The following is a 25079-nucleotide window of genomic DNA, read 5'->3' on the forward strand; positions in this document are numbered from 1 at the left end:
GATAATGAAAATTAATCCTAACGAAATAGAATTATTAATTAGCGCAGTGAAACCAGAACAATACCCAGAAACTGGACTAAGTGAAATTGGCTTAAGTGGCAGATCTAATGTGGGAAAATCAACATTTATAAACAGTATGATTGGCAGAAAAAATATGGCGCGTACATCGCAACAACCTGGTAAAACGCAAACGCTGAATTTTTATAATATAGATAACCAACTCGTATTTGTAGACGTGCCAGGTTATGGTTACGCAAAAGTAAGTAAAAAGCAACGTGAAGCTTTTGGAAAAATGATAGAAAAATATATCTCACAAAGAGAAGAATTAAAATTAGTAATACAACTTATAGACTTAAGACATAATCCGACTGAAGACGATATTTTAATGTATAACTATTTAAAATATTATGAAATTCCAACTTTTGTAGTAGCTACAAAAGAAGATAAGATTGCTAAAGGTAAAGTACAAAAACATTTAGCTAATGTACAGCAGAAATTAGAAATGGAACCTGAAGATGAAATTATAAGCTACTCTTCAGTGAAAAATAATAATCAGCAACAGATTTGGAATATTATTGCCAAATATCTTTAGTAACAATTAAAAACGGTTATAAAACTTTTAAGATATAGTTTTATTTAAGTTTAATTATGACAACAATATGAATGTAAATTATAATTCTTCTAATTTACTGGTGCAAGTTACTTAACTCAAACTATAATTGTGTTATAATTTACTTATTGTAATATGTATGGAGGGCGTTATAAATGCATTTAATTGCGGTTAGCATAAATCATCGCACAGCAGATGTAGCACTTAGAGAAAAAGTTGCTTTTAAAGATGATGCCATACGTTCAGCCAATGTTGGTTTATATGAAACGAAGTCTATATTAGAAAACGTAATATTATCAACTTGTAATCGTACAGAAGTATATGCTGTAACAGATCAAATTCATACGGGTCGCTATTATATTCAAAGATTTTTAGCGAGATCATTTGGTTTTGATGTTGAAGAAATTAAAGAAATGACTGAAGTAAAAGTGGGGGACGATGCAGTAAAACACTTATTGCAAGTCACTTCAGGATTAGATTCTGTAGTTCTAGGAGAAACACAAATTCTTGGACAAATAAGAAATGCATTTTTCATTGCTCAAGAAGAGGACACAACAGGTACAATCTTTAATCATTTGTTTAAACAAGCAATTACTTTTGCGAAAAAAGCGCATAATGAAACAGATATTGCTGATAACGCGGTAAGCGTTTCATATGCTGCAGTTGAACTAAGCAAAAAAGTGTTTGGCAAAATTAATAACAAGCAAGCTTTGATTATTGGTGCAGGAGATATGAGTGAGTTATCACTCCTTAATTTAATCGGTTCAGGTGTCACGGATATTACAATTGTAAATAGAACATTGAGCAAAGCTCAAAATCTAGCAATGAAACATAACGTAAAATTTGAAGCAATGACATCTTTACCACAACTTTTAGCAAACGTGGATATAGTAATCAGTTCAACAAGTTCTGATGAATATATTGTAACGAATAAAATGTTGCAATCATATGCGTCTGAACGTAAAAATGATTCTTTAGTATTAATCGATATCGCTGTTCCTAGAGATATTGAACCTACAATCGATGCGATAGAAGATGTGTTTAATTATGATGTAGATGACTTAAAAGGATTGGTAGATGCCAATTTGAGAGAACGTCAAAATGCAGCTGATCAAATTATGCAAAGTATTCCAAATGAAATTGCAGCACATAATGAGTGGGTGAACATGCTAGGTGTTGTACCAGTTATTCGCGCATTGAGAGAAAAAGCAATGAATATTCAAGAAGATACTATGGATAGTTTAGATCGCAAATTACCTGGCTTATCAGAAAGAGAACGAAAAATAATCTCAAAACACACGAAAAGTATTATCAATCAAATGTTGAAAGATCCTATAAAACAAGCTAAAGAATTAAGTAGTGATAAGAAAAGTACCGAAAAATTAGAGCTATTTCAAAACATTTTTGATATTGAGGCTGAAAATGCATATGAACCTAAAAGGGAATCTACTAATAAGGTGGCAAACAGCCAAATATTGAGTTTTGAATAAGCATATTCAAATGGTGATGATATGCAAGAAATTATGTTCATAAGGTTAAATGAACTTATACTATTATTTTATTTTTTTAGTATCGCTTGTTATTTTTTCGATTTTATCAAAAAGTTTTACAAAGTAAGAAGAATTGGATTTGTTACATTAGGGATTGTTTGGGTGTTGCAAACAATCTCTTTATCATTTTATATCAATGTTACAAAACAAGTACCTTTGGGTAATATTTTTGATGTGTTTTTCGCATTAGCATGGTTGATTATTTCTATTTCTATTGTGATTAGTGTTATTAAGCAAATAGATTTTTCAATTTTTTTATTCAACTTAATTGGATTTGTCTTTATTGCGATGAGTACTTTTCAACCAATGCATTACCATGGTACAGGTGAAAAATTAAACCTAATTAACGAATTGCTTATTGTACATGTTACATTTGCAATTATTAGTTACGCACTATTTGCCTTTGCCTTTGTAAATAGTATTTTATACTTAATTCAGTATAAAAATTTAAAACAAAAGCGATTCGATCAAAAATATTTTAGAATAGCAAGCGTTGCCACGCTTGAACAAATAGTATTTTATAGTAGTTTAATTGGGTTTTTATTTATCATTTTAAGTATTATTTTAGGTGCTCAGTGGGGATTCAATGCTTTAGGATTGAATATTTTGATTGATCCTAAAGTAGTTATGTCTATAGTTATCACTTTGCTATATGGCATTTATATCATTTTTAGAGTGAAGCATACATTAACTAAACATAAATTAATTTATTTTAATATCATCTTATTTTGTTTAAGTATGATAAATTTATTTTTTGCTTCACATGTTTCTGATTTTCATCAATGGACAGGGATATAATTATAAAAATTAAATGATAAATAGTTGTATTTTAGGAGGTTGCGCATGATGCGTAAGTTAGTCGTTGGTTCAAGAAGAAGTAAATTAGCTTTGACACAAAGCCAACAGTTTATAGACAAATTAAAAGCAATAGAGCCTGATTTAGATATTGAGATTAAAGAAATAGTAACAAAAGGCGACCGAATAATAGACAAACAATTATCAAAAGTTGGTGGCAAAGGACTGTTTGTTAAAGAAATACAAAATGAATTGTTCGACCATTCAATAGATATGGCGATCCATTCTTTAAAAGACGTACCAAGTGTTATACCCGAAGGTTTGACCCTAGGGTGTATACCAGACCGTGAAAATCCATATGACGCCTATATAGCTAAAAATCACGTTAAATTGGATGAACTTCCAGATAATAGTATTATAGGTACTAGTTCATTACGCCGAGGTGCACAAATTCTGGCAAAATACCCAAACCTACAAATTAAATGGATTCGAGGCAACATTGATACGCGATTAAGTAAATTGGAAACTGAAGATTATGATGCTATTATTCTCGCTGCTGCTGGTCTCAAACGTATGGGATGGTCTGATGATATCGTCACGACTTATTTAGATAAAGAAACCTTAATCCCTGCAATTGGACAAGGTGCCTTAGGTATTGAATGTCGTTCAGATGACAAAGAGTTGCTAGATTTGTTGAGCAAAGTCCATAACAGTGACGTTGCTTCGTGTGTGACTGCTGAAAGAACATTTTTAACGCGTATGAACGGTAGTTGCCAAGTGCCTATCGGTGGCTATGCAACTAAAGAGAGTGATGGTACAATTGAGTTTACCGGATTAATTATGTCACCTGATGGCAGAGAACGTTATGAACACACAGAGCGTGGTACAAACCCAGTTGAACTCGGTGAAAAAGTTACTGAAGTATTAAATGAGCAAGGCGCTTACGAAATAATTAAAGCACTAAACGAAGAACAATAATCCTTCGAGGTGAAAATAATGAGACCAGTTATAGTTATGACGCAAACCAGTGAATTTAAAAGAAATGATGCTTGTATCTTACACAGACCATTTATACGTGTAGAGCCATTATCATTCGATTTAAATTTATTGAATGTGAACTATGACTGGCTTATTTTTTCGTCCAAAAATGCGGTGAAATTTTTTCAACCATATCTAAAACATGTTAATGTAGATAAAATAGCAGTTATTGGTGAGAAAACTGCAAACTATTGTAAATCATTGGGATTAAAGGTATCTTTTTGCCCAAAAGACTACTCTCAAGAGGGGTTTCTTGAAGCGTTTTATGCTGAAGAAGGTAGTAAAATATTGTTGCCTTCAAGTGAGGCGGCAAGACCTTTGCTGCAAGATGAACTGTATAATCAAAATTATATAGTTCAGAAAATTGACTTGTATAAACCAGTTCCACATACTGATAATATCAGTGATGTTAAAAAGATGATTAATAATGGTGAAATAGATGCTGTAGCTTTTGCAAGCTCATCAGCTGTACGTTATTATTTTAATCATAAAATGACAGTAAACTTTGATCATTATTTTGTGATTGGTCTACAAACATTGGAAACATTACATCAATATCATGCTAAAGGTATGGTATCAGAAACTCAAACACTGGAATCATTAGTAAGCAAAATAATAGAAAGTTGGGAAACAAATGCAATTTGATAGACACAGAAGATTACGTAGTAGTAAATCAATGAGAAGTATGGTTCGTGAAACGCATATAAGAAAAGAAGATTTAATTTATCCTATTTTTGTTGTTGAGCGTGATAACGTTAAAGAAGAAATCAAATCTATGCCAGGCATATATCAAATAAGTTTAAATATGCTTGGAGAAGAAATTAAAGAAGCTTATGATTTAGGTATCAGAGGTATTATGTTTTTCGGTGTACCAAATGAAAAAGATGCTGTAGGTACTGGTGCTTATGACCATAACGGTATAATACAAGAAGCCACTAGAAAAGCAAAATCAATGTACAATGATTTATTGATTGTGGCAGATACATGTCTATGCGAGTATACAGACCATGGACACTGTGGTGTCATCAATGAAAAAACAAAAGATGTAGACAATGATAAATCATTACCATTACTTGTGAAAACAGCGATCTCTCAAGTTGAAGCAGGAGCTGATATCATTGCCCCAAGTAATATGATGGATGGCTTTGTAGCAGAGATTCGTGAAGGCTTAGATGAAGCGGGTTATCATAACGTGCCAATTATGAGTTATGGCATTAAATATTCATCAAGTTTCTTCGGGCCATTCCGTGATGCTGCTGAATCTGCACCACAATTTGGCGATCGCAAAACATATCAAATGGATCCAGCAAATCGTAGAGAGGCATTAAGAGAATTGGATAGCGATTTAAATGAAGGTGCAGATATGATGATAGTTAAACCTGCGTTAAGCTTTTTAGATATTATTAGAGACGTTAGAAATACAACAAATGTACCTGTCGTTGCATACAATGTAAGTGGTGAATATAGCATGACCAAAGCTGCTGCAATTAATGGATGGATAGACGAAAAAGCAGTAGTCATGGAACAAATGATTTCTATGAAGCGTGCAGGTGCAGATTTGATAATTACTTATTTCTCAAAAGACATTTGTCGTTATTTAGATGAAGAACAATAGGAGGATGGATACAATGCGTTATACTAATTCTGAAAAAGCAATGGAAGAAGCTGAACATTTAATGCCTGGTGGCGTAAATAGTCCAGTTAGAGCTTTTAAATCTGTAGATACACCGGCAATTTTTATGGATCATGGTGAAGGTTCGAGAATATATGATATTGACGGCAATGCTTACATTGATTATGTACTTAGTTGGGGGCCGTTAATTTTAGGTCATAAAAACAAACAAGTTATTGATAAAATTCATGAAGCAGTAGATAAAGGTACAAGTTTTGGCGCATCTACAACACAGGAAAACAAATTAGCGCAACTTGTCATAGATCGTGTGCCATCAATAGAAAAAGTGCGAATGGTATCATCTGGAACAGAAGCGACATTAGATACTTTGCGTTTAGCACGTGGTTATACTGGAAAAAATAAAATCATTAAATTTATTGGGTGTTACCATGGTCATAGTGATTCTTTACTAATTAAAGCTGGTTCAGGCGTTGCGACGTTAGGTTTACCCGATTCTCCAGGCGTTCCTGAAGGTATCGCCAAAAATACAATTACAGTACCTTATAATGATTTAGAGGCAATTAAAGTTGCATTTGAAGAATTTGGAGACGACATTGCTGGTGTTATTGTAGAACCTGTTGCAGGTAATATGGGTGTCGTTCCACCAATTGAAGGCTTTTTACAAGGTTTAAGAGATATTACGACTGAATATGGATCGTTATTAATTTTTGATGAAGTTATGACTGGCTTTAGAGTAGGTTATAATTGTGCGCAAGGGTATTTTAATGTGACACCAGACTTAACTTGTTTAGGTAAAGTAATCGGTGGCGGCTTACCAGTAGGTGCTTTTGGTGGTAAGAAAGAAATCATGGATCATATTGCTCCAGCAGGTGACATCTATCAAGCTGGTACTTTATCAGGTAATCCACTAGCTATGACTAGCGGTTATGAAACATTGGTACAACTTAAACCAGAAACATATGATTATTTTAATAAATTAGGTGACCAATTAGAAGCAGGATTAAAAGCAGTGTTTGCAAAACATAATGTGCCAATCACTGTAAATCGAGCTGGTTCTATGATAGGATATTTCTTGAATGAAGGGCCTGTTACAAATTTTGAAGAAGCAAACAATAGTGATTTAGAAATGTTTAGCCAAATGTATAGAGAAATGGCAAATGAGGGAGTATTTTTACCACCATCACAGTTTGAAGGTACATTTCTTTCAACAGCACACACCGAAGAAGATATTAAACAAACTATAGAAGCGTTCGATACTGCTCTAAGTCGAATTGTATAAAGCTTAAATTATGCCCGAACAACCAATGTGTTGATCGGGTTTAAATATGGATAGCTCAGTTAAGTATGACGATAACTATGAAAGTTGTGAGAACATGAGTAAGCAATTAAGAAATAATATCATCGTTTTATTGCTAGCTATTTTGTTAAGTCTAATATTAAATGCAGCAAATGTACTGTTACCGTTTATGTTTGGACCTATAATTGCCAGTGTTATTTGTGTTAGATGTTTTCACATGGAAGTTGAATGGCCGTTTTGGCTAAGCCAAATTGGATTGGTTTTATTAGGTGTCCAAATAGGATCAACTTTTACTGAAAACGTAATATTTGATATCAAAGATGATTGGCTAACTATTGTATTAATCACTGTTATGCTATTAGGTCTTGCATTAGTCATAGCCTTTTTCTTTAAAAAGATAGCTAACGTAAATACTGAAACTGCAATATTAAGTGTGATACCAGGCGCATTAAGTCAAATGCTTATAATGGCAGAGGAAAATAAGAAAGCGAATATTATGGTCGTCAGTTTAACACAAACATCAAGAATTATATTTGTTGTTATTCTTGTACCTTTTATTTCGTATTTCTTCCAAGACAGTGGCAGTAATCGTTCGGAAGAGGACAGTGTAGTTAACACACTAACCGAAGCATTAACTATTCCAAATATACTTTTATTAGTACTTGCAATATTTTTAGTATATGTCATTATGGGAAAAATTCACTTTCCGACTAGACAATTACTTGCACCGATATTAGTACTTATATGTTGGAATTTATTAACCGGTGTTACATTCACTTTAGATAATTATATTATTGCGGCAGCACAAGTGATTTATATGATACGTATAGGTATACAAATTGCTAAATTATTAGACCAAATGAAAGGTAGAATTGCTTTAGCAATCGCATTTCAAAATGTACTATTAATATTATTGGCTTTTGTAATGGTATTATTTATTGCAATGGTTTCTGACCATTCTGTTAATGAATTGTTTTTAGGCGCAGCACCAGGTGGCATGAGCCAAATAGTATTAGTTGCAATTGAAACCGGTGCAGATGTAGCATTGATTTCAAGTTATCACATCTTTAGAATCTTCTTTATACTATTTTTAATTGCTCCATTACTAAGTTATTTCCTTAAATATAGGCTAGCAAAAGATTCTATTAATAAGAAATCTTAAAAATTATGATGAATATAATAAAACCTCAACAAGCATATAATGTTTGCTGAGGTTTTATCTATAAATGATAAGGATAGAACTTATTTTCAATTATATAACTATTATATTGATATATCTTAATGCGTAAGGTGAAATATTAAAAATTTCACAAATTGGTTAGGCAAAACCTTTTCCGTTATATACTTTAGGATTATTCGGACAACTTTGAAGATGTGCATTGTAAAGACCTGCAGCTTCTAAAAAAGAAAAGACAGTAACAGGGCCTAAAAATTTAAAACCATATTTTTTAAGTTGCTTTGAAAGTTTTGTGGCACGTTCATCTACTGTAATGCGATCACTTGATGTAACATAAGCACAATCAATTGGCTTATAATCTACGAAGGACCATAAAAAGTCGCTAAAGCTTCCGTAATCTTTTTCTATATCGAAATAACCTTGTGCTTGGCTAACGATTGCTTCTATCTTTTTGCGATTATGTACGATATTGGGAAAAGTCATTAAACGATCAATATCTTCAGTTGTCATTTTTGAAATTTTAGTTGGGTCAAAGTTATAAAAAGCTTGTTCGTAAGATTCTTTTTTCTTTAAAATTGTTAACCATGAAAGACCGGCATGTTGTGATTCAAGTGCAATTAATTTAAATAATTTTAAGCTATCATAAATAGGTTGTCCCCATTCCTCATCGTGATAGTGGAGGTATAGTGGGTCTTTTGTTCCAAATGCGCATTCATTCATAAATTTCACTCCAGTCCATTGACTTATTTTAACATCCATTATACTATAATTAAGTAAAAGAATATTGTCTACTGGGAAGAGTAAATAAGCTGAAATTTATAAGAGAGTACATGGTTGGTGTAAATGTACAATTTAACTTATTGAAGGTAGCCCACATTGAACTTTAGCTGAAATATAATGCTCATAAATGATTGTAGTATAGGCTAAAGCGTGTTTGAGCGTTAATCAGATAATTAAGTGCTTGAAATTATATTTATAATTTCTTGAATTTAGGTGGTACCACGGAATATCCGTCCTATATTGATAGGGCGGGTATTTTTATTTTTAAGGAGGATTTTAACGAATGGAAATGAAACCAAAATATAATCCGAACGAAGTCGAGTCCGGACGTTATGACCAATGGGTTAACAACGGTTATTTTAAAGCGACAGAAGATAGTTCAAAAGAGACATATACAATTGTAATTCCACCACCAAACGTAACTGGCAAATTACATTTAGGGCATGCGTGGGATACGACTTTACAAGATATATTGACACGAATGAAACGCATGCAAGGTTACGACACTCTATATTTACCAGGCATGGATCATGCTGGCATTGCTACGCAAGCAAAAGTAGAAGCAAAGTTAAATGAGCAAGGTTTATCAAGACATGATTTAGGTCGAGAAAAATTCCTTGAACAAGCTTGGGATTGGAAAGAAGAATATGCAACTTTTATCAGAGAACAATGGGCAAAACTTGGTCTAGGTTTAGATTACAGTAGAGAGCGTTTCACGTTAGATGAAGGTTTAAGTAAAGCCGTGAAGAAAGTATTCGTTGATATGTATAACAAAGGTTTGATATATCGCGGTGAATACATTATAAATTGGGATCCAATCGCACGTACTGCTTTGTCTGACATTGAAGTAATACATGAAGATGTTGAAGGTAAGTTTTACCATTTTAAGTATCCATATGCAGATGGTAATGGATTTATTGAAATTGCTACAACACGTCCTGAAACAATGCTAGGTGATACTGCGATTGTCGTAAACCCTAATGATGAGCGTTATAAAGATGTCATAGGTAAGAAAGTGATTTTACCTATCATTGGTAGAGAACTACCTGTATTAGCAGATGAATATGTTGATATTGAATTTGGTAGTGGTGCAATGAAAGTAACACCTGCACATGACCCTAATGACTTTGAAATAGGAAATCGCCATGATTTAGAACGTATTATCGTAATGGATGAATCAGGCAAAATGAATGATAAAGCTGGTAAGTATCAAGGTATGGATCGGTTCGATTGTCGCGAACAATTAGTCAAAGATTTAGAGGCTGAAGACCTTGTTATTAAAATTGAGGCGCATGAACATTCAGTAGGACATTCAGAACGTTCTGGTGCAGTTGTAGAGCCATACTTATCAACACAATGGTTTGTTAAAATGAAACCTCTTGCTGAACAAGCACTAGATAATCAAAAAACAGACGATAGAATTGATTTTGTTCCTGCACGTTTTGAAAAAACTTTTAATCGCTGGATGGAAGAAATTAGAGATTGGACGATATCACGTCAACTTTGGTGGGGCCATCAAATTCCAGCTTGGTACCATAAAGAAACAGGTGAAATTTACGTAGGTGAATCAGCACCTGAAGATATTGAAAATTGGACTCAAGATGAAGATGTATTAGATACTTGGTTCTCAAGTGCGTTATGGCCATTTTCAACATTAGGCTGGCCAGATGTTGAAGAAGAAGACTTCCAACGTTACTTCCCAACTAATGCATTAGTAACTGGATATGACATTATATTCTTCTGGGTCGCAAGAATGATATTCCAAGGTTTAGAATTTACTGGAAAACGTCCTTTTAATGATGTATTATTACATGGATTAGTCCGTGCAGAAGACGGTAGAAAGATGAGTAAATCACTTGGCAATGGTGTAGATCCTATGGATGTCATTGAGGAGTATGGTGCAGATAGCTTAAGATATTTCCTTGCTACTGGTTCATCGCCTGGTCATGACTTACGTTATTCTACTGAAAAAGTTGAATCTGTATGGAATTTCATTAATAAAATATGGAATGCTGCGAGATTTAGTATAATGAATATTGGTGAAGACTTTAAGGTAGAAAATGTAGATTTGTCAGGTAATCTTTCTCTTGCAGATAAGTGGATTTTAACTCGATTAAATGAAACCATTGCAAATGTTACTGATTTAAGTGATAAATATGAATTTGGTGAGGTTGGTCGTACCCTTTATAACTTTATTTGGGATGAATTCTGTGATTGGTATATCGAGATGAGTAAGATACCTATGAATGGTGAAGATGAAGCACAAAAACAAGTTACACGTTCAGTACTTACGTATGTTCTTGATAATACAATGAGAATGTTACATCCATTTATGCCATTTGTTACAGAACAAATTTGGCAAAGCCTACCTCATGAAGGTGAAACAATTGTAAATGCATCTTGGCCAAAAGTGAACGACGCGCTCACATTTGATGACAGTAAAGAAACGATGCAACAACTTGTTGAAATTATTAAATCAGTAAGACAATCACGTCTTGAAGTAGATACACCACTTTCAAAAGCAATACCAATCTTTATTAAAGCGAAAGATGACAATATCAAAGAGACATTGTTAAATAACTCAAATTATATTGATAGATTCTGTCATCCGAGTGAATTGACAATTGATACAGATATTAATATTCCTGAGAAAGCCATGACCTCTGTTACGACTGCTGGTGAAGTTGTGTTACCATTGGAAGGTCTAATAGATATGGATAAGGAAATTGAGCGTTTAGAAAATGAACTCTTGAAATGGGAAAAAGAGCTTGATCGCGTGAATAAGAAATTAGCAAATGAAAACTTCGTCAATAAAGCACCTGAAAAAGTTATTAATGAAGAACGTGAGAAAAAACAAACGTATCAAGAAAAATATGATGGTGTGAAATTACGAATTAATCAATTAAAAGCATAGGAGTCCTTAAGATGAATTACCTAGATAGCTTATATTGGATACATGAACGAACTAAATTTGGTATTAAACCAGGCGTCAAACGTATGGAGTGGATGTTAGATAGACTAAATAATCCTCAATTTAATATAAATGGTATTCATGTCGGTGGCACAAATGGTAAAGGATCCACGGTGTCATATCTAAGGTCAGCACTTGTTGATAATGGGTATGATGTGGGAACTTTTACATCGCCATTTATTGAGACATTTAACGAACGTATTAGTTTGAATGGTGTGCCAATAAGTGATGATGATATTGTTAAATTAGTTCAAAAAGTTAAACCAGTAAGCGAAGCCTTAGAAGTAGAAACTGACCTTGGAACTGCAACCGAATTTGAGATTATTACAACGATGATGTTTTTATATTTTGGTGAAATCCACCCAGTTGACTTTGTAATTGTTGAAGCGGGATTAGGGATTAAAAATGATTCAACTAATGTTTTTAAACCAATCTTATCTATATTGACAAGTATAGGTTTAGATCATACTGATATATTGGGTGACACGTATGTAGATATTGCAAAAGACAAAGGTGCGATTGTAAAGCCAAACACGCCTATCATTTATGCTGTGAAAAATGAAGAAGCACTTAAAGTTATTCGTGATTATGTTGAACAACAAAATGCTGAAGGTATTGAGTTGGATAGAGACATTAGTGTTATCTCCGAAGAAGAAGAATTCACTTATCGTTATAAAGATTATGAACTTGAGACGCTTTTGTTAAATATGTTAGGTGAACATCAAAAAGAAAATGCCGCGTTAGCAATTACCGCACTCATTGAATTGAATGAGTCAGATATCGTTGATTTAGACTTCAATAAAATGATTGATGGTATTGAAGCGGTCAGTTGGACAGGTCGAATAGAACAAGTAAAAGAACGCCCTTTAATGATTGTCGATGGCGCGCATAATGTTGAAAGCGTAGAAGCACTCATAAGTACGATGAAAAATTATTACCACACTGAAAGTATTGATATTTTATTTTCAGCAATCAAAGGTAAACCTTTAAATGCTATGGTGGATCAACTTAAAACGATTGCTTCTACGTTCTATATAACAGATTTTGATTTTCCGAAAGCTTTAACAAAAGAAGCAATTTTTGATGAAGTTCGATTTGAGCAAAAAGAACTCGTCGATGATTATGTGAAGTTTATCGAATCATATGAAGGTGATGGTTTAATCATTACAGGAAGCTTGTACTTTATAAGTGAAGTAAAAGCTAAAGTTGATTTTAGCTAAATGTATATTTAATAAATAAGCGAATGGTTCGACAGTTTATTGGACCATTCGCTTATTTTTGTTTTAAATAAAAGAAAAGTGGTATCTAGATATAGTTTTAAAAATTTAAATTTGTCAATTTTTGGGCGAGTCAATTTTGATTAAACTAGGTGGCAAGCATTTCCTATTTTATTTTGTAATTATATGATAATATTTAAAAAAGGGGAGGTATTAGATAAAAATGACTGAAAAGAAATTCCCAAAAGATGCAATGCGTGTTTTAAAAGAAACAAGTCGTACTTTTTATATTCCGATAACTTTTTTAGAAAAAGAATTAAAACATACGGTAGCATCTGCTTATTTAGTATTAAGAGCTATTGATGAAATTGAAGATCATGAAGAATTGGATAACGATTTAAAACATTCAATATTGATGCAAGTGAGTGAATTATTTAAAGCGCCGTTTGATGAAGTGAAATACATGCAAATTCTTGAACCAGTAAAGGATAAAATGCCTGAAGTCACTTTAAGATTGGGTGAGTGGATTGAAGCTTGTCCTAATAAGACAGTATCAATTGTATTAGATTCTTCTAGTGAAATGGCATTTGGTATGGCAAAATGGGCAAAGGCGAACTGGGAGATACATACCAAGGATGATTTAGATGATTATACATATTACGTAGCGGGACTTGTCGGTGTTATGCTCTCGCAACTATGGGACTTATGTGCAAATGTTAAAACAGATAGAGAATTGGCAATTGGATACGGACGAGGCTTACAAGCTGTAAATATTCTTAGAAATGAACAAGAAGATTTGACAGAACGTGGTGTGAGTTTTGTGCCTGATGATTGGACGCGTGATGATTTGTTTAAATACGCTGAAGATAATCTAGCTAAAGCAGATGCATATATGAAAGATATTAATAAAAAAACTATTTTGCTATTTTGTCGTTTACCATTAGCACTTGCTCATAAATCACTTAAAGCAATGAAAAATGGTAGAGAGAAGATATCTAGAAAAGAAGTTGAAGAAACTGTCGATGAAATTCAAAAAGATTAGTTACTAAAATCCTTTTGGAACGCTTCATTTTTTATTAATGTTATAAAATTAAATGCTATAAGTAACTTTATGAACGACAACCAGCTCATTATATTGTTGAGCTGGTTTTTTATTCGAAGATGTAATTCGTAAACGAAATAATGTATGATAACGATGCTTAATCAAAAATGTGAATACAAAATTTGGTTTGTTGGTTGAGTATCGCTAAAATTATTTTATTAGTGATATTTTTCTTATTGGTATTATGAATTGATGCTACAATACTTATTAGGAGGTGAAGTGTTGCTAACACTGCTCTTAATTTGTCCTATATTATTTAGTTTTTTATATCAACTTTGTTTTATAGAAAACATGAAATTAAGTTATCTCACAATCCGTTCAAGATGTGATTATTGTCGCAAAAATATAACTATATTAGAAACAATACCGATTTTAAGCTTTGTTTTTTTAAGAGGTATTTCAAGGTGCTGTAATCGCAGAATTAGTGTTTTTCACCTACTTGGGGAGTTACTTTCTTTGATTCCTATATTTTACATATTTTATTCACCGCATAAACTAATGATTGATAATGCTACTTTAATATTAATTTATTTATTTCTTCTCACCTTTGCTATATTCGATATTAAGACGTACACAGTCCCTTTACATGTGATAGTCGTTTTTGCTATCTGCATCTGTTTTATTACTTCAATTCATATTATGTCATTTCTCTTCGTAACAAGCTTGCTTCATGTATTTTATTTACTTTTTCATAATGCCATTGGCTATGGAGATATAATTATCTTTTCTTTACTAGCTTTAGCTTTACCGTCTTCAGGATTTTTAATCACACTTTTATTTACATTTCTCTGTGGTGGTGTTTTTGCCTTGATTGTTTTACTCGTCTCCCGTAATGAAAGAGCAAGACTCCCGCTTATTCCTTTTATTTATATCGCATTTAATATAATGTTATTAACATTTCAAAATTAAACTTTGGAGGTTTTTAATTATGAAAATAAAAGAACTCGCCAATAATCAGAAACCTAGAGAAAGGTTGATAAATAATGGTTCTGCACATTTATCTGATGTTGAATTATTAGCCATTTTAATTAATACAGGTAGGAAAGGATTTTCAAGTTTAGATATAGCTAATGAATTATTGAAGTCAGTAGAAAGTTTAAAACAGTTAAAGGCATTATCCATCAATGATTTAAATAAAGTAAAGGGGATTGGCTTGTATAAAGCTTTGATTCTAAAAGCTGCGTTTGAACTTGGAGAGCGTATGCATTCCGGTAGTTTAGAGGAAAAAATACAAATTACTAGTCCTCAAGATGTTGCTAATTTTATGATGGGGAAAATGGAACATTTAACTCAGGAAAAGTTTATTGTGTTATTTCTTAATTCTAAAAATGTGATTATTAAGCAGAAAACAATATTTATCGGAACATTGAATTCATCAGTTATTCACCCTAGAGAAATTTTTAGTGAAGCTATAAAGTGTGCAAGCAATGCAATTGTAGTCCTACACAATCATCCATCGGGTGATACTACTCCATCTAAAGAAGATATTAGGGCAACTAATAGATTAAGGGAGTGTGGAGAAATACTTGGAATAGACTTACTAGATCATATTATTATTGGAGATCATACTTATATGAGTATGGTAGAGGACGGCTATTTTGATTAAACATGATATACGAAGTTGCTTACATAATCACATAGAACGATTATCACATTATTAGTTTTTTATTGTATGCTTTAGAATTAATTTTGGCTTTCTGTACTCACTTAGTTACGGTATAATCAAGTTGATGTTTAAGGAGGCGTTATTAAGTGGGAACGATATTATTGATTGGTTTATTACTGCCTGTAGTTTATTTAATGCAATTAGTTAAAAATAAAAAACCTATTAATTTTAAAAGTACTAAAAAAACAGTGGTCATTTCTATTGTAGGGGTCTTATTAACTACTATGCTATTCTTTATTTTTAGCACAAATCACACATCTTTTTGGCTATACTTAATTGGAGCATTGATTATCGCAGTTATATGGGCACTATTGTTGTGTGCTTGTTATTATTTTTATCAAGTGCTATCAAACAATGTTAAAAAATAACTATAATGTTTGTGAAACGTTAGTTTTTATATTAAGGTTAGAAAATATCTTTGATTAAGAAATAATTTTTACATTGCAATTTCCATAGATGTAACTATAGTTGAATGTTAAAAAAAGACGGAGCAAGGAATCAAAATCGATCCCTTGCTCCGTCTGAACAATCAAACTATAATATTACAAGTATATTTAAGTGATATTATAGTCTGCTACTGGAATGATCTATATATGATAACATGCATAGATTGTGTCATTTATATTCTAATTTATATAAAATTAAAGTGATTATTAAAGTTTTCCATTATCCAAAGAATACCTTGATAACCTAGATATATACATAAAACGATAATTCCAACGTATATTAAAAATCTTAAAATTGATAAACCTACTCTAAATAATAATATAACTAAGAGGGCAAGTAGGATTATAGATATAATACTCATATTATATTTCACACTCCCTTTGTACATAATTGTACTATGAAAAAAGCATGTATGCATCAGTCTATCGTTAACTTTTGCATACTACTACAGACTGATGATATTTAAAGTAATTGATTTTATAATATAGGGTGAAATTATAGGAGGGTGGTTCATGCGGTTTATATTTAGCATTATTAAAAACTTTATAGCTATTATAGCAATTATAGTCATTGTATTCTTCGCGTTGAAATATGCGCCTTTTTTAAAAGACCAACAATGGAACCCTGTACATAATAATGAGCCACCTACTGGCAACATGAGAACAGAAGGTAACTTAACTGGTGGTCAACGTTATTCTGTAGAAGACAATGATATTTTGAAAAATGTCCCTCGCAGTCAGGCTAAAAATGTATTTGATTGGATAGATAAGAAAGAATTTATGTCTGTATCGGGCATTGGTAGAATGGGTTACAGTGATAAATACCTAGCAGGTCAACGTGGTGATGAATTTATAATATATAAATTTGGCTCAGACTCCATTCGTGTATATAAAACTGAAATAGAAATGAAACAAGACCTTGATCAACTTGGGGAGCATATAGAACTACTGCCACCATCTAATTACGAGTAAGTGGTTTGAATTCTCAGCAAAAATGCGTTAGCCTTATATAAGTAAAAACGTAAAGGTTGGTGTCTAATTATGAGTGAACAGTCTAAAGATAATAAAAAAGTAGATGAACAAGCAAAAGCACAAAATCTATTCGCACGTTGGCGTAAAGAGGAAACTTTATATAAAGAAGACGAAAAAGAAGCTGAAAAAGAAGCTGAAAAAGAAGCTGAAAAATCTGCTAAGACTGAAAAAAGCGATGTAGAAGAAAAATAATTATATTTTTTGTTGATATTGATAAAAGATAAATTATTTATAAGACATGGATTTATTTGAATCGAAACTGTGACTTCCATATTAGTTACTGTTGTAAATATTCTACCGAAAGCTGAGACATGATGCCATGTGTCAGCTTTTTTATTTGTACATAGAGCGAGCGTTAATAGATAAAAAGTTAATGGTAAATAAACGTAATCTCATTCTAAGTCTAATCAATGAGATTATAAAAGTTAGCAAAGACAAAAATCACCGTTGAGCTGGTGCAATAGCCTTATTTCAGTAATTCTCTCTTTTATATTCAAAACATTTTTAACTTATATACATAATTTTAAATTTAAAAAATTGGAAAATTCAAGATTTTAATACACTATTTACTTTGAAAGTTGTTATAATACAAATTAACACTATATTTTATATTTTAAAGTAGAACCGCAACAACAATTGTTCTTCCGTTCAGTATATGGAATGAAGCGGCTAGAATTTAATTTGCGAATAATAAGGTTACTACTTTATTTAGATCTACGAGTAATATAAAATGATATAAAGTAGTAAAATAGTCGGGTAATAGAGGTGTTTAGGTTGTCAAAGTTTTTTAAAAACAACAAGTTGATTGTTATCTTATGTGCAATCATTGTATTTATTGCCTTAATTGGTGTATCTTTACGTTCGCAATCACAATCACCAGTAGAACAATACGTAGGAGATTCAGTTGCATTCGGTCAAAAAGCGGTTAGTTATCCCGTTCATTTCGTAACAGGTTCAATCAATACCCTTTTTGCAAAAGATAGTTCAAAAGAGCAACAAAGCAAGGTTAAACAATTAGAAGCTGAAAATGAAAGACTGAAATCTGAAAACAAAAAGTATAAAAAAGAATTGGATATAGAGGATATATCTAAATTCGAACCAATTTCTAGTACGGTATTATCTAGAAATCCAGATCAATGGATGAATACACTAGTCATTAACCAAGGTGCTAAAGACGGTATAAAAAATAATATGGCCGTGATGACATCAGAAGGTTTGGTAGGTCGAATATCTAAAGTAAATCAATTTTCATCACAAGTAGATTTGATTTCAACAAATACACGTGCTAATCGTTTATCAGTTAATATCCAACATGATGGTAAAAATGTTTTTGGGTTAATCGATCATTATGACTCTAAAAATGAAGAATTGATTATTACTGATATTAATAACAAAGATAGTGTGAAAAAAGGAGATAAGGTTGTTACAAGTGGTTTAGCTGATCAATTACCAAGTAGTATATACATAGGTGAAGTTTCAAAAGTAGAAAATGATGAATATGGCTTATCAAAAGAAGTAAGATTAAAAACAGCTGCTAATTTATCAGATTTAAATCATGTATATGTAGCTAAAAGAGACCCTAAGACAATACCAGATAGTGAAAGTGGTGAAAATTAATGCGTGCGTTATACTACTTTCTTATTGGTATTGTATTATTTTATATTGATACGGCAATTGGGTTAATTATCCCAATGCAAATTGGCACGAAGGACATAATTTTTGTGCCACACTTGACTCTAATGTATTTACTGATAATATGTGTCCACAGAAGTTTTGGTGTAGCTATTATTTTATCTACGGTGTTAGGCCTAATTACTGACCTGTATTTTGGTAGTTTTTATGGTTTGTACCTATTTGGTTATATACTATTCGTAGTAATACAAGACTTTTTCTTTAAAACATTCTATAGAGACTATACAATGTTATTCTTTATAGTTTTATTAAGTACAATTTTCATAGAAATTTATGTAGCTATAATTTATAGTATATTAGGATTGATAGCATTTGATTTATTTGATTTTGTGTTGTATAGATTAATACCTACGTTGGTGCTTAATTTTATATTACTCATTATTTTCTATCCAATTATCACTAAATTCTTTAGAAAAGTACAATTGAAGATTGACAGTAAGAAACCCTAATGCTAAAATGCAGTAGTTGAGTAGTTTTTAGCTACATACAACCGCTCGGATTTAGGTTAAAGAACATGTATGTCACCTAAATTTGGCGTGACTTAAATTATAGGAGGTGCAAAGTATGTTTGCTATTATTGAAACAGGTGGAAAACAAGTTAAAGTAGAAGAAGGACAAGAAATCTTTGTTGAGAAATTAGATGTTAACGAAGGTGACTCTTTCACATTTGACAAAGTATTATTCGTAGGTGGAGACGCAGTTAAAGTTGGTGCGCCAACTGTTGAAGGTGCTTCAGTTACTGCTACTGTTAAGAAACAAGGTCGCGGTAAGAAGATCACTGTATTCACATATAAACGTCGTAAAGACTCAAAACGTAAAAAAGGTCATCGTCAACCATACACTAAATTAACAATCGACAAAATCAACGCATAATTATGATTACTGTTGATGTTACTTTGAACGATGTCGGTCAAATCACTGATGTTATCATGGATGGCCATGCAGAACATGGCGAGTATGGACATGATATAGTTTGTGCAGGTGCATCCGCAGTGCTTTTCGGAAGTGTTAATGCTATAATGGGATTAACAAATGAGAAGCCCGATATCGATTACAATGATGACGGTGGACATTTTCATATTAGAAGTGTTGATACTTCTAATGAACAAGCGCAATTAATTCTTCAGGCAATGTTAGTTTCATTGCAAACAATTGAAGAAGAATATAAAGAAAATATCAGATTAAACTATAAGTGAGGTGCAATCATAATGTTAAAATTAAATTTACAGTTCTTCTCATCTAAAAAAGGACTTGGTTCTACAAAAAACGGACGTGACTCAGTTTCTAAACGTTTAGGAGCTAAACGTGCTGATGGTCAACACGTTACAGGTGGTTCAATCTTATTCCGCCAACGTGGTACTAAAATTTATCCTGGTGAAAATGTAGGTCGTGGTGGCGACGATACATTATTCGCTAAAATCGACGGCGTGGTTAAATTTGAACGCAAAGGTCGCGACAAAAAACAAGTTTCTGTTTACGCAGCAGCTGAGTAATTTGTCATCGTTAACACCAGAAGTGATCACTTCTGGTGTTTATTTTTTGTCTTTATTTTCTAGTTAATGAGATAATGATATAATATAAAGAATGATATAAAAAATAAATATTAAGAAAAAGAGGTGAAATCATGTTTGTCGATCAAGTTAAAATATCACTTAAAGCGGGTGATGGAGGTAACGGTATAACAGCATATCGTAGAGAGAAATATGTTCCATTCGGTGGTCCAGCTGGTGGTGATGGCGGTGATGGTGCGTCTATTATATTTGAAGTGGATGAAGGATTGAGAACATTATTAGATTTTAGATACCAAACACATTTCAAAGCCAAAAGAGGCGATGCCGGTCAAAGTAGTAATATGCATGGTAAAAATGCTGAGGAACTTGTATTAAAAGTGCCACCTGGCACAATTATTAAAAGTGTTGAGACAGAAGAAGTCTTAGCTGATTTGGTTGAAAATGGTCAACGCGCAGTAGTAGCTAAAGGTGGTCGAGGCGGTCGAGGAAATTCACGTTTCGCATCTCCTAGAAACCCAGCACCAGATTTCAGTGAAAATGGTGAACCTGGTGAAGAAATTGATGTTACCTTAGAATTAAAATTACTAGCTGACGTTGGTCTAGTAGGGTTCCCAAGTGTGGGTAAATCTACTTTATTATCTATTGTATCTAAAGCTAAACCTAAGATAGGTGCATACCATTTTACAACAATTAAACCTAATCTTGGTGTGGTTTCTACGAAAGATCAAAGAAGTTTTGTAATGGCAGACTTACCAGGGTTAATAGAAGGTGCGTCTGAAGGCGTAGGCTTGGGACACCAGTTTTTAAAACACGTTGAACGTACAAAAGTAATAGTTCATATGGTAGATATGAGTGGTTCTGAGGGACGTGACCCTTATGAAGATTATAAAGTTATCAATGAAGAATTAAATGCCTACGAACATCGTTTAGAGGAACGACCTCAAATTGTAGTTGCTAATAAAATGGATATGCCTAATGCAGAAGAGAATTTAGAAGCATTTAAAAAAGCTTTAAATGATAATTCTATTCATATTATCCCACTTTCTACATTTATGCATGACCATATTGATGAGCTACTTTATGCAATAGCAGACAAATTAGAAGAAGTAAAAGACATTGACTTTAGTAAAGATGAAGAAGAAGATTTAGGTGTTAATAGAGTGATTTACAAACATACACCTAGTCAAGATAAATTCACTATTACACGCGATGATGATGCTGCATACGTTGTAAGTGGTAAAGCAATCGAAAGAATGTTCAAAATGACTGACTTTAATAGTGATCCTGCCGTACGTCGATTTGCACGTCAAATGCGTTCTATGGGTATTGATGAAGCGTTGAGAGCACGCGGATGTAAAAATGGAGATATTGTTAGAATCCTTGGTGGAGAATTTGAATTCGTTGAATAGGAGTGCTTGAAAATGGACAAAAAAGATTATAAAAAGTTTTACTTAATTCGCGAGGATGTATTACCAGAATCTGTTATAAAAACCTTGAAAATTAAAGAAGTTTTGAAAAATGATCCATCACTGTCCATATTTGAAGCAGTTAAACAATTCGATTTATCAAGAAGTGCTTTTTATAAATATAGGGATACAATATTCCCTATTGATGAAAAAATGGAGTCCACACGTGAATTCACATTAATATTATATGTGAATGATATCATAGGAATGTTGGCAGAAGTTTTAAATACTTTATCAAGTTTAAGTTTGTCAGTATTAACAATTCATCAAAGTATACCAATGGAAAGTAGAGCAACGATTACACTTTCATTAGACGCTAAAGGTACAAATTTAGAAATCGATGATGTTATGGAAGCATTGCGAGTAATTGATCACGTTTCCAAAGTAGAATTAATTAGTATGACTATATAAGGAAGTGTAACCATGTATGCATATATAAAAGGAACATTAGCAGTTTTAAATCCTACACACGTAGTTGTAGAGGCCTCAGGCGTTGGGTACGAAATTCAAACGCCCAATTCTTATCGTTTTCAAAAATTTATGGATCAAGAGGTTGTAATTCACACTTCATTAATAGTTAGAGAAGATGCTCAACTTCTTTATGGATTTATAAATCAAGAAGAAAAAGACATGTTTTTAAGCTTAATTAAAGTAACAGGTATTGGACCGAAATCTGCGTTAGCTATATTAGCTAGTAGTTCACCTAATGAGGTCAAGATAGCTATAGAGAACGAAAATGATACCTATTTAACAAAATTTCCTGGTATTGGTAAAAAAACAGCACGCCAAATCGTACTAGACCTTAAAGGAAAAGTTCAAATAAACGAAGTAGATAGTAGTCAAATATTAAATGCTGAGGCTTCATTTGGTGATAATACACCAATTATTAAAGAAGCAATCTTAGCATTGGAAGCGTTAGGATACTCAAAACGAGAGTTAACAAAAGTGGAAAAAGTATTAGCAAAAGATTCGTTCGAATCTGTAGATGATGCAGTTAAAAAAGGATTGCAATTATTGATATCATAATTGAAAATAATATTTTAAAGGGGTGTAATCAATGGACGATAGAATGGTAGATCAATCTATGCATGATGAGGAATCTTCATTTGAATTTTCATTGCGACCGACTAAATTACGTCAGTACATAGGTCAATCAACAATTAAATCGAATTTAGAGGTGTTTATAAAAGCAGCTAAAATCAGACAAGAACCATTAGACCATGTGCTGTTATTCGGCCCCCCTGGATTAGGTAAAACGACATTGTCCAATATTATTGCAAATGAAATGGATGTTAACATTAGAACAATTTCTGGGCCTTCAATAGAAAGGCCGGGAGATTTAGCAGCAATTCTGTCTAGTTTACAACCTGGTGATGTTTTATTTATAGATGAAATTCATAGACTAAGTAGTGTTGTAGAAGAAGTTTTGTACCCAGCCATGGAAGATTTCTTCCTTGATATCGTTATAGGCAAGGGTGAAGAAGCACGTAGCATACGTATAGATTTACCGCCATTCACATTGATTGGCGCGACGACACGTGCAGGTAGTTTGACAGCCCCATTGCGTGACAGATTCGGTGTGCACCTCAGATTAGAATATTACAAAGAACATGAATTAAAAGAAATTATCGTGCGTACAGCAGAAGTACTTGGTACCTCAATAGATGACGATAGCGCTATAGAATTAGCAAAACGTAGTCGTGGTACGCCAAGAGTAGCCAATAGATTATTAAAACGGGTTCGTGATTTTCAACAAGTCAATGATGATGAGTCAATCTGTATTGAAACCACGAAAGCATCATTGCAATTACTCCAAGTTGATGATGAAGGATTGGACTACATAGATCATAAAATGATGAATTGTATTTTGGAGCAATATAAAGGTGGACCTGTTGGGTTAGATACAATTGCTGTTTCGATTGGAGAAGAGCGGATTACAATTGAAGATGTGTATGAACCTTTTTTAATTCAGAAGGGTTTTATCGAACGCACACCCCGTGGTCGTAAAGCAACACCTTATGCATTTGAACATTTTAGTAAGAAGAATGAAAAGAGGGAATAAGTTTGGATATTGAAGCATTTGATTATCATTTGCCTGAATCATTAATTGCACAAACACCTCTGAAAAACAGAGATGAAAGTAGATTGCTAATTCTTGGCAGACAATCTGGTGATATTGAACATCAACATTTTAAAGATGTAATAAATTATTTAGAAAGCGGGGACACCCTTGTATTAAATGATACAAGAGTGATGCCTGCAAGGCTATTCGGTTTAAAAGAAGAGACTGGAGCAAAGGTAGAAATGTTAATGCTTACTCAAATCGAAGGTAATGATTGGGAAGTGTTACTAAAACCAGCTAAAAGAATTAAAGTAGGTAACAGATTAACCTTCGGTGAAGGTAAAATTGTAGCCGAGTGCATAAAAGAGCTAGATCAAGGCGGTCGTATTATGAGACTACATTATGATGGCATCTTACAAGAACGTTTAGATGAATTAGGTGAAATGCCTTTGCCTCCTTATATTAAAGAGCGTTTAGATGATCAAGATCGCTATCAAACTGTTTACGCAAAAGCTTCAGGTTCAGCAGCAGCACCGACAGCGGGGCTCCATTTCACAGATGAATTATTAGCCAATATTAGAGATAAAGGTGTTAATATTGCTTTTATTACATTACATGTAGGACTAGGAACATTTAGACCAGTTAGCGTAGATAATATAGATGACCATGAAATGCATAGTGAATACTATCAAATGGATAGTGAAACTGCGGACCTATTAAACGAAACGAAAGAAAGAGGGAACCGAATTATATCGGTTGGTACAACATCTACAAGAACATTAGAAACAATTATGCAATCAAATGACAAATTTGTATCACAAAGTGGTTGGACAGATATTTTTATCTTCCCAGGATTTACTTTTAAAGCCATTGACGGATTGATTACAAACTTCCATTTGCCGAAATCTACACTTGTAATGTTAGTTTCAGCGTTTAGTTCGAGAGATAATATTTTAAATGCTTATAATCAAGCAGTTTCTTTAGAATATAGATTCTTTAGCTTTGGAGATGCAATGTTAATTATTTAGGGAATG

28 protein-coding genes and 2 other annotated features are annotated in these 25079 nt (G+C 32.8%); of the genes, 26 read left to right on the top strand and 2 right to left on the bottom strand.

Annotation, left to right across the window (positions count from 1 at the left end; all coding sequences use genetic code 11):
• The first annotated feature begins 4 nt into the window (after window positions 1-4).
• From yihA to ACM591_RS07095, 8 genes are all read left to right on the top strand, one after another.
• The gene (gene yihA, locus ACM591_RS07060) at window positions 5-592 is read left to right on the top strand and encodes a ribosome biogenesis GTP-binding protein YihA/YsxC (protein WP_418354315.1); all 588 of its coding nucleotides are present in this window, start codon (window positions 5-7) and stop codon (window positions 590-592) included.
• Window positions 593-765: 173 nt separating this feature from the next.
• Window positions 766-2100 (top strand): glutamyl-tRNA reductase, encoded by a 1335-nt coding sequence (gene hemA / locus ACM591_RS07065; protein ID WP_029377091.1) that lies wholly within the window; start codon window positions 766-768, stop codon window positions 2098-2100.
• Between the two features lie 21 nt (window positions 2101-2121).
• Window positions 2122-2958 carry a cytochrome C assembly family protein gene (locus ACM591_RS07070; RefSeq protein WP_029377092.1) on the top strand — a complete coding sequence of 279 codons (837 nt, stop codon included), beginning with the start codon at window positions 2122-2124 and terminating at the stop codon, window positions 2956-2958.
• 48 nt (window positions 2959-3006) lie between these two features.
• A complete protein-coding gene (gene hemC / locus ACM591_RS07075; protein WP_029377093.1) occupies window positions 3007-3933 on the top strand; it encodes a hydroxymethylbilane synthase in 927 nt (308 codons plus the stop codon).
• A gap of 18 nt (window positions 3934-3951) precedes the next feature.
• Window positions 3952-4638 (top strand): uroporphyrinogen-III synthase, encoded by a 687-nt coding sequence (locus tag ACM591_RS07080; protein WP_029377094.1) that lies wholly within the window; start codon window positions 3952-3954, stop codon window positions 4636-4638.
• On the top strand, window positions 4628-5608 hold the full coding sequence (gene hemB, locus ACM591_RS07085) for a porphobilinogen synthase (protein WP_029377095.1): 981 nt from the start codon (window positions 4628-4630) through the stop codon (window positions 5606-5608). The genes ACM591_RS07080 and hemB overlap by 11 nt, the downstream gene beginning before the upstream one ends.
• A 13-nt stretch (window positions 5609-5621) precedes the next feature.
• Window positions 5622-6905: a glutamate-1-semialdehyde 2,1-aminomutase gene (gene hemL, locus ACM591_RS07090; RefSeq protein WP_029377096.1), complete on the top strand. Its 1284-nt coding sequence runs from the start codon at window positions 5622-5624 to the stop codon at window positions 6903-6905.
• Between the two features lie 94 nt (window positions 6906-6999).
• Complete coding sequence (locus ACM591_RS07095) at window positions 7000-8085, top strand: AbrB family transcriptional regulator (protein ID WP_135059045.1); 1086 nt, start codon at window positions 7000-7002, stop codon at window positions 8083-8085.
• A 156-nt stretch (window positions 8086-8241) separates the two neighbouring features.
• Here ACM591_RS07095 and ACM591_RS07100 read toward each other — a convergent pair whose 3' ends face one another.
• A complete protein-coding gene (locus tag ACM591_RS07100) occupies window positions 8242-8820 on the bottom strand; it encodes a DNA-3-methyladenine glycosylase I (RefSeq protein ID WP_038678696.1) in 579 nt (192 codons plus the stop codon).
• A gap of 58 nt (window positions 8821-8878) precedes the next feature.
• Window positions 8879-9121: a binding site (T-box leader), on the top strand.
• Between the two features lie 42 nt (window positions 9122-9163).
• Between ACM591_RS07100 and ACM591_RS07105 the strand changes: the two genes are divergently transcribed.
• From ACM591_RS07105 to ACM591_RS07130, 6 genes are all read left to right on the top strand, one after another.
• Window positions 9164-11794 (top strand): valine--tRNA ligase, encoded by a 2631-nt coding sequence (locus ACM591_RS07105; RefSeq protein WP_029377099.1) that lies wholly within the window; start codon window positions 9164-9166, stop codon window positions 11792-11794.
• A gap of 11 nt (window positions 11795-11805) precedes the next feature.
• Window positions 11806-13071, top strand: a complete 1266-nt coding sequence (locus ACM591_RS07110) for a bifunctional folylpolyglutamate synthase/dihydrofolate synthase (RefSeq protein ID WP_029377100.1) — start codon at window positions 11806-11808, stop codon at window positions 13069-13071.
• 220 nt (window positions 13072-13291) lie between these two features.
• The gene (locus tag ACM591_RS07115) at window positions 13292-14110 is read left to right on the top strand and encodes a squalene/phytoene synthase family protein (RefSeq protein ID WP_029377101.1); all 819 of its coding nucleotides are present in this window, start codon (window positions 13292-13294) and stop codon (window positions 14108-14110) included.
• Between the two features lie 252 nt (window positions 14111-14362).
• Window positions 14363-15079 (top strand): prepilin peptidase, encoded by a 717-nt coding sequence (locus ACM591_RS07120; RefSeq protein WP_080661251.1) that lies wholly within the window; start codon window positions 14363-14365, stop codon window positions 15077-15079.
• Between the two features lie 19 nt (window positions 15080-15098).
• A complete protein-coding gene (gene radC / locus ACM591_RS07125) occupies window positions 15099-15776 on the top strand; it encodes a RadC family protein (protein WP_029377102.1) in 678 nt (225 codons plus the stop codon).
• Window positions 15777-15922: 146 nt separating this feature from the next.
• On the top strand, window positions 15923-16204 hold the full coding sequence (locus ACM591_RS07130; protein ID WP_029377103.1) for a hypothetical protein: 282 nt from the start codon (window positions 15923-15925) through the stop codon (window positions 16202-16204).
• A 263-nt stretch (window positions 16205-16467) separates the two neighbouring features.
• On the opposite strand, the gene ACM591_RS07135 is transcribed toward ACM591_RS07130, so the two are convergent.
• Window positions 16468-16644 (bottom strand): hypothetical protein, encoded by a 177-nt coding sequence (locus tag ACM591_RS07135; protein ID WP_099265706.1) that lies wholly within the window; start codon window positions 16642-16644, stop codon window positions 16468-16470.
• Window positions 16645-16795: 151 nt separating this feature from the next.
• Here ACM591_RS07135 and ACM591_RS07140 point away from each other — a divergent pair, with 151 nt between their 5' ends.
• The 12 genes from ACM591_RS07140 (at window position 16796) to queA (ending at window position 25073) form a co-directional block, all read left to right on the top strand.
• The gene (locus ACM591_RS07140) at window positions 16796-17254 is read left to right on the top strand and encodes a DUF4930 family protein (protein ID WP_029377104.1); all 459 of its coding nucleotides are present in this window, start codon (window positions 16796-16798) and stop codon (window positions 17252-17254) included.
• Between the two features lie 69 nt (window positions 17255-17323).
• On the top strand, window positions 17324-17506 hold the full coding sequence (locus ACM591_RS07145; protein ID WP_380499028.1) for a hypothetical protein: 183 nt from the start codon (window positions 17324-17326) through the stop codon (window positions 17504-17506).
• A 582-nt stretch (window positions 17507-18088) separates the two neighbouring features.
• Window positions 18089-18931, top strand: a complete 843-nt coding sequence (gene mreC, locus ACM591_RS07150) for a rod shape-determining protein MreC (protein ID WP_029377105.1) — start codon at window positions 18089-18091, stop codon at window positions 18929-18931.
• A complete protein-coding gene (gene mreD, locus ACM591_RS07155) occupies window positions 18931-19455 on the top strand; it encodes a rod shape-determining protein MreD (RefSeq protein WP_029377106.1) in 525 nt (174 codons plus the stop codon). Before mreC ends, mreD begins: the two co-directional genes overlap by 1 nt.
• Window positions 19456-19484: 29 nt before the next feature.
• Window positions 19485-19558: a sequence feature (ribosomal protein L21 leader region), on the top strand.
• A gap of 12 nt (window positions 19559-19570) precedes the next feature.
• On the top strand, window positions 19571-19879 hold the full coding sequence (gene rplU, locus ACM591_RS07160) for a 50S ribosomal protein L21 (RefSeq protein ID WP_017724677.1): 309 nt from the start codon (window positions 19571-19573) through the stop codon (window positions 19877-19879).
• Window positions 19880-19881: 2 nt separating this feature from the next.
• Entirely contained in the window at window positions 19882-20202 is a 321-nt protein-coding gene (locus ACM591_RS07165; protein WP_026113597.1) for a ribosomal-processing cysteine protease Prp, read from the top strand.
• Between the two features lie 12 nt (window positions 20203-20214).
• Complete coding sequence (gene rpmA, locus ACM591_RS07170; RefSeq protein WP_017724675.1) at window positions 20215-20499, top strand: 50S ribosomal protein L27; 285 nt, start codon at window positions 20215-20217, stop codon at window positions 20497-20499.
• Window positions 20500-20630: 131 nt separating this feature from the next.
• Window positions 20631-21926 (top strand): GTPase ObgE, encoded by a 1296-nt coding sequence (gene obgE / locus ACM591_RS07175; RefSeq protein WP_029377107.1) that lies wholly within the window; start codon window positions 20631-20633, stop codon window positions 21924-21926.
• A gap of 12 nt (window positions 21927-21938) precedes the next feature.
• Window positions 21939-22394 (top strand): ACT domain-containing protein, encoded by a 456-nt coding sequence (locus ACM591_RS07180; RefSeq protein WP_029377108.1) that lies wholly within the window; start codon window positions 21939-21941, stop codon window positions 22392-22394.
• Window positions 22395-22406: 12 nt separating this feature from the next.
• Window positions 22407-23009 (top strand): Holliday junction branch migration protein RuvA, encoded by a 603-nt coding sequence (gene ruvA / locus ACM591_RS07185; protein WP_029377109.1) that lies wholly within the window; start codon window positions 22407-22409, stop codon window positions 23007-23009.
• 31 nt (window positions 23010-23040) lie between these two features.
• Window positions 23041-24045, top strand: a complete 1005-nt coding sequence (ruvB, locus tag ACM591_RS07190; RefSeq protein ID WP_029377110.1) for a Holliday junction branch migration DNA helicase RuvB — start codon at window positions 23041-23043, stop codon at window positions 24043-24045.
• 2 nt (window positions 24046-24047) lie between these two features.
• Window positions 24048-25073 carry a tRNA preQ1(34) S-adenosylmethionine ribosyltransferase-isomerase QueA gene (gene queA, locus ACM591_RS07195; protein ID WP_029377111.1) on the top strand — a complete coding sequence of 342 codons (1026 nt, stop codon included), beginning with the start codon at window positions 24048-24050 and terminating at the stop codon, window positions 25071-25073.
• Window positions 25074-25079 lie beyond the last annotated feature (6 nt).

Source organism: Staphylococcus sp. Ze2 (genome assembly GCF_048568365.1).
GTDB classification, from domain to species: Bacteria; Bacillota; Bacilli; order Staphylococcales; family Staphylococcaceae; genus Staphylococcus; species Staphylococcus xylosus.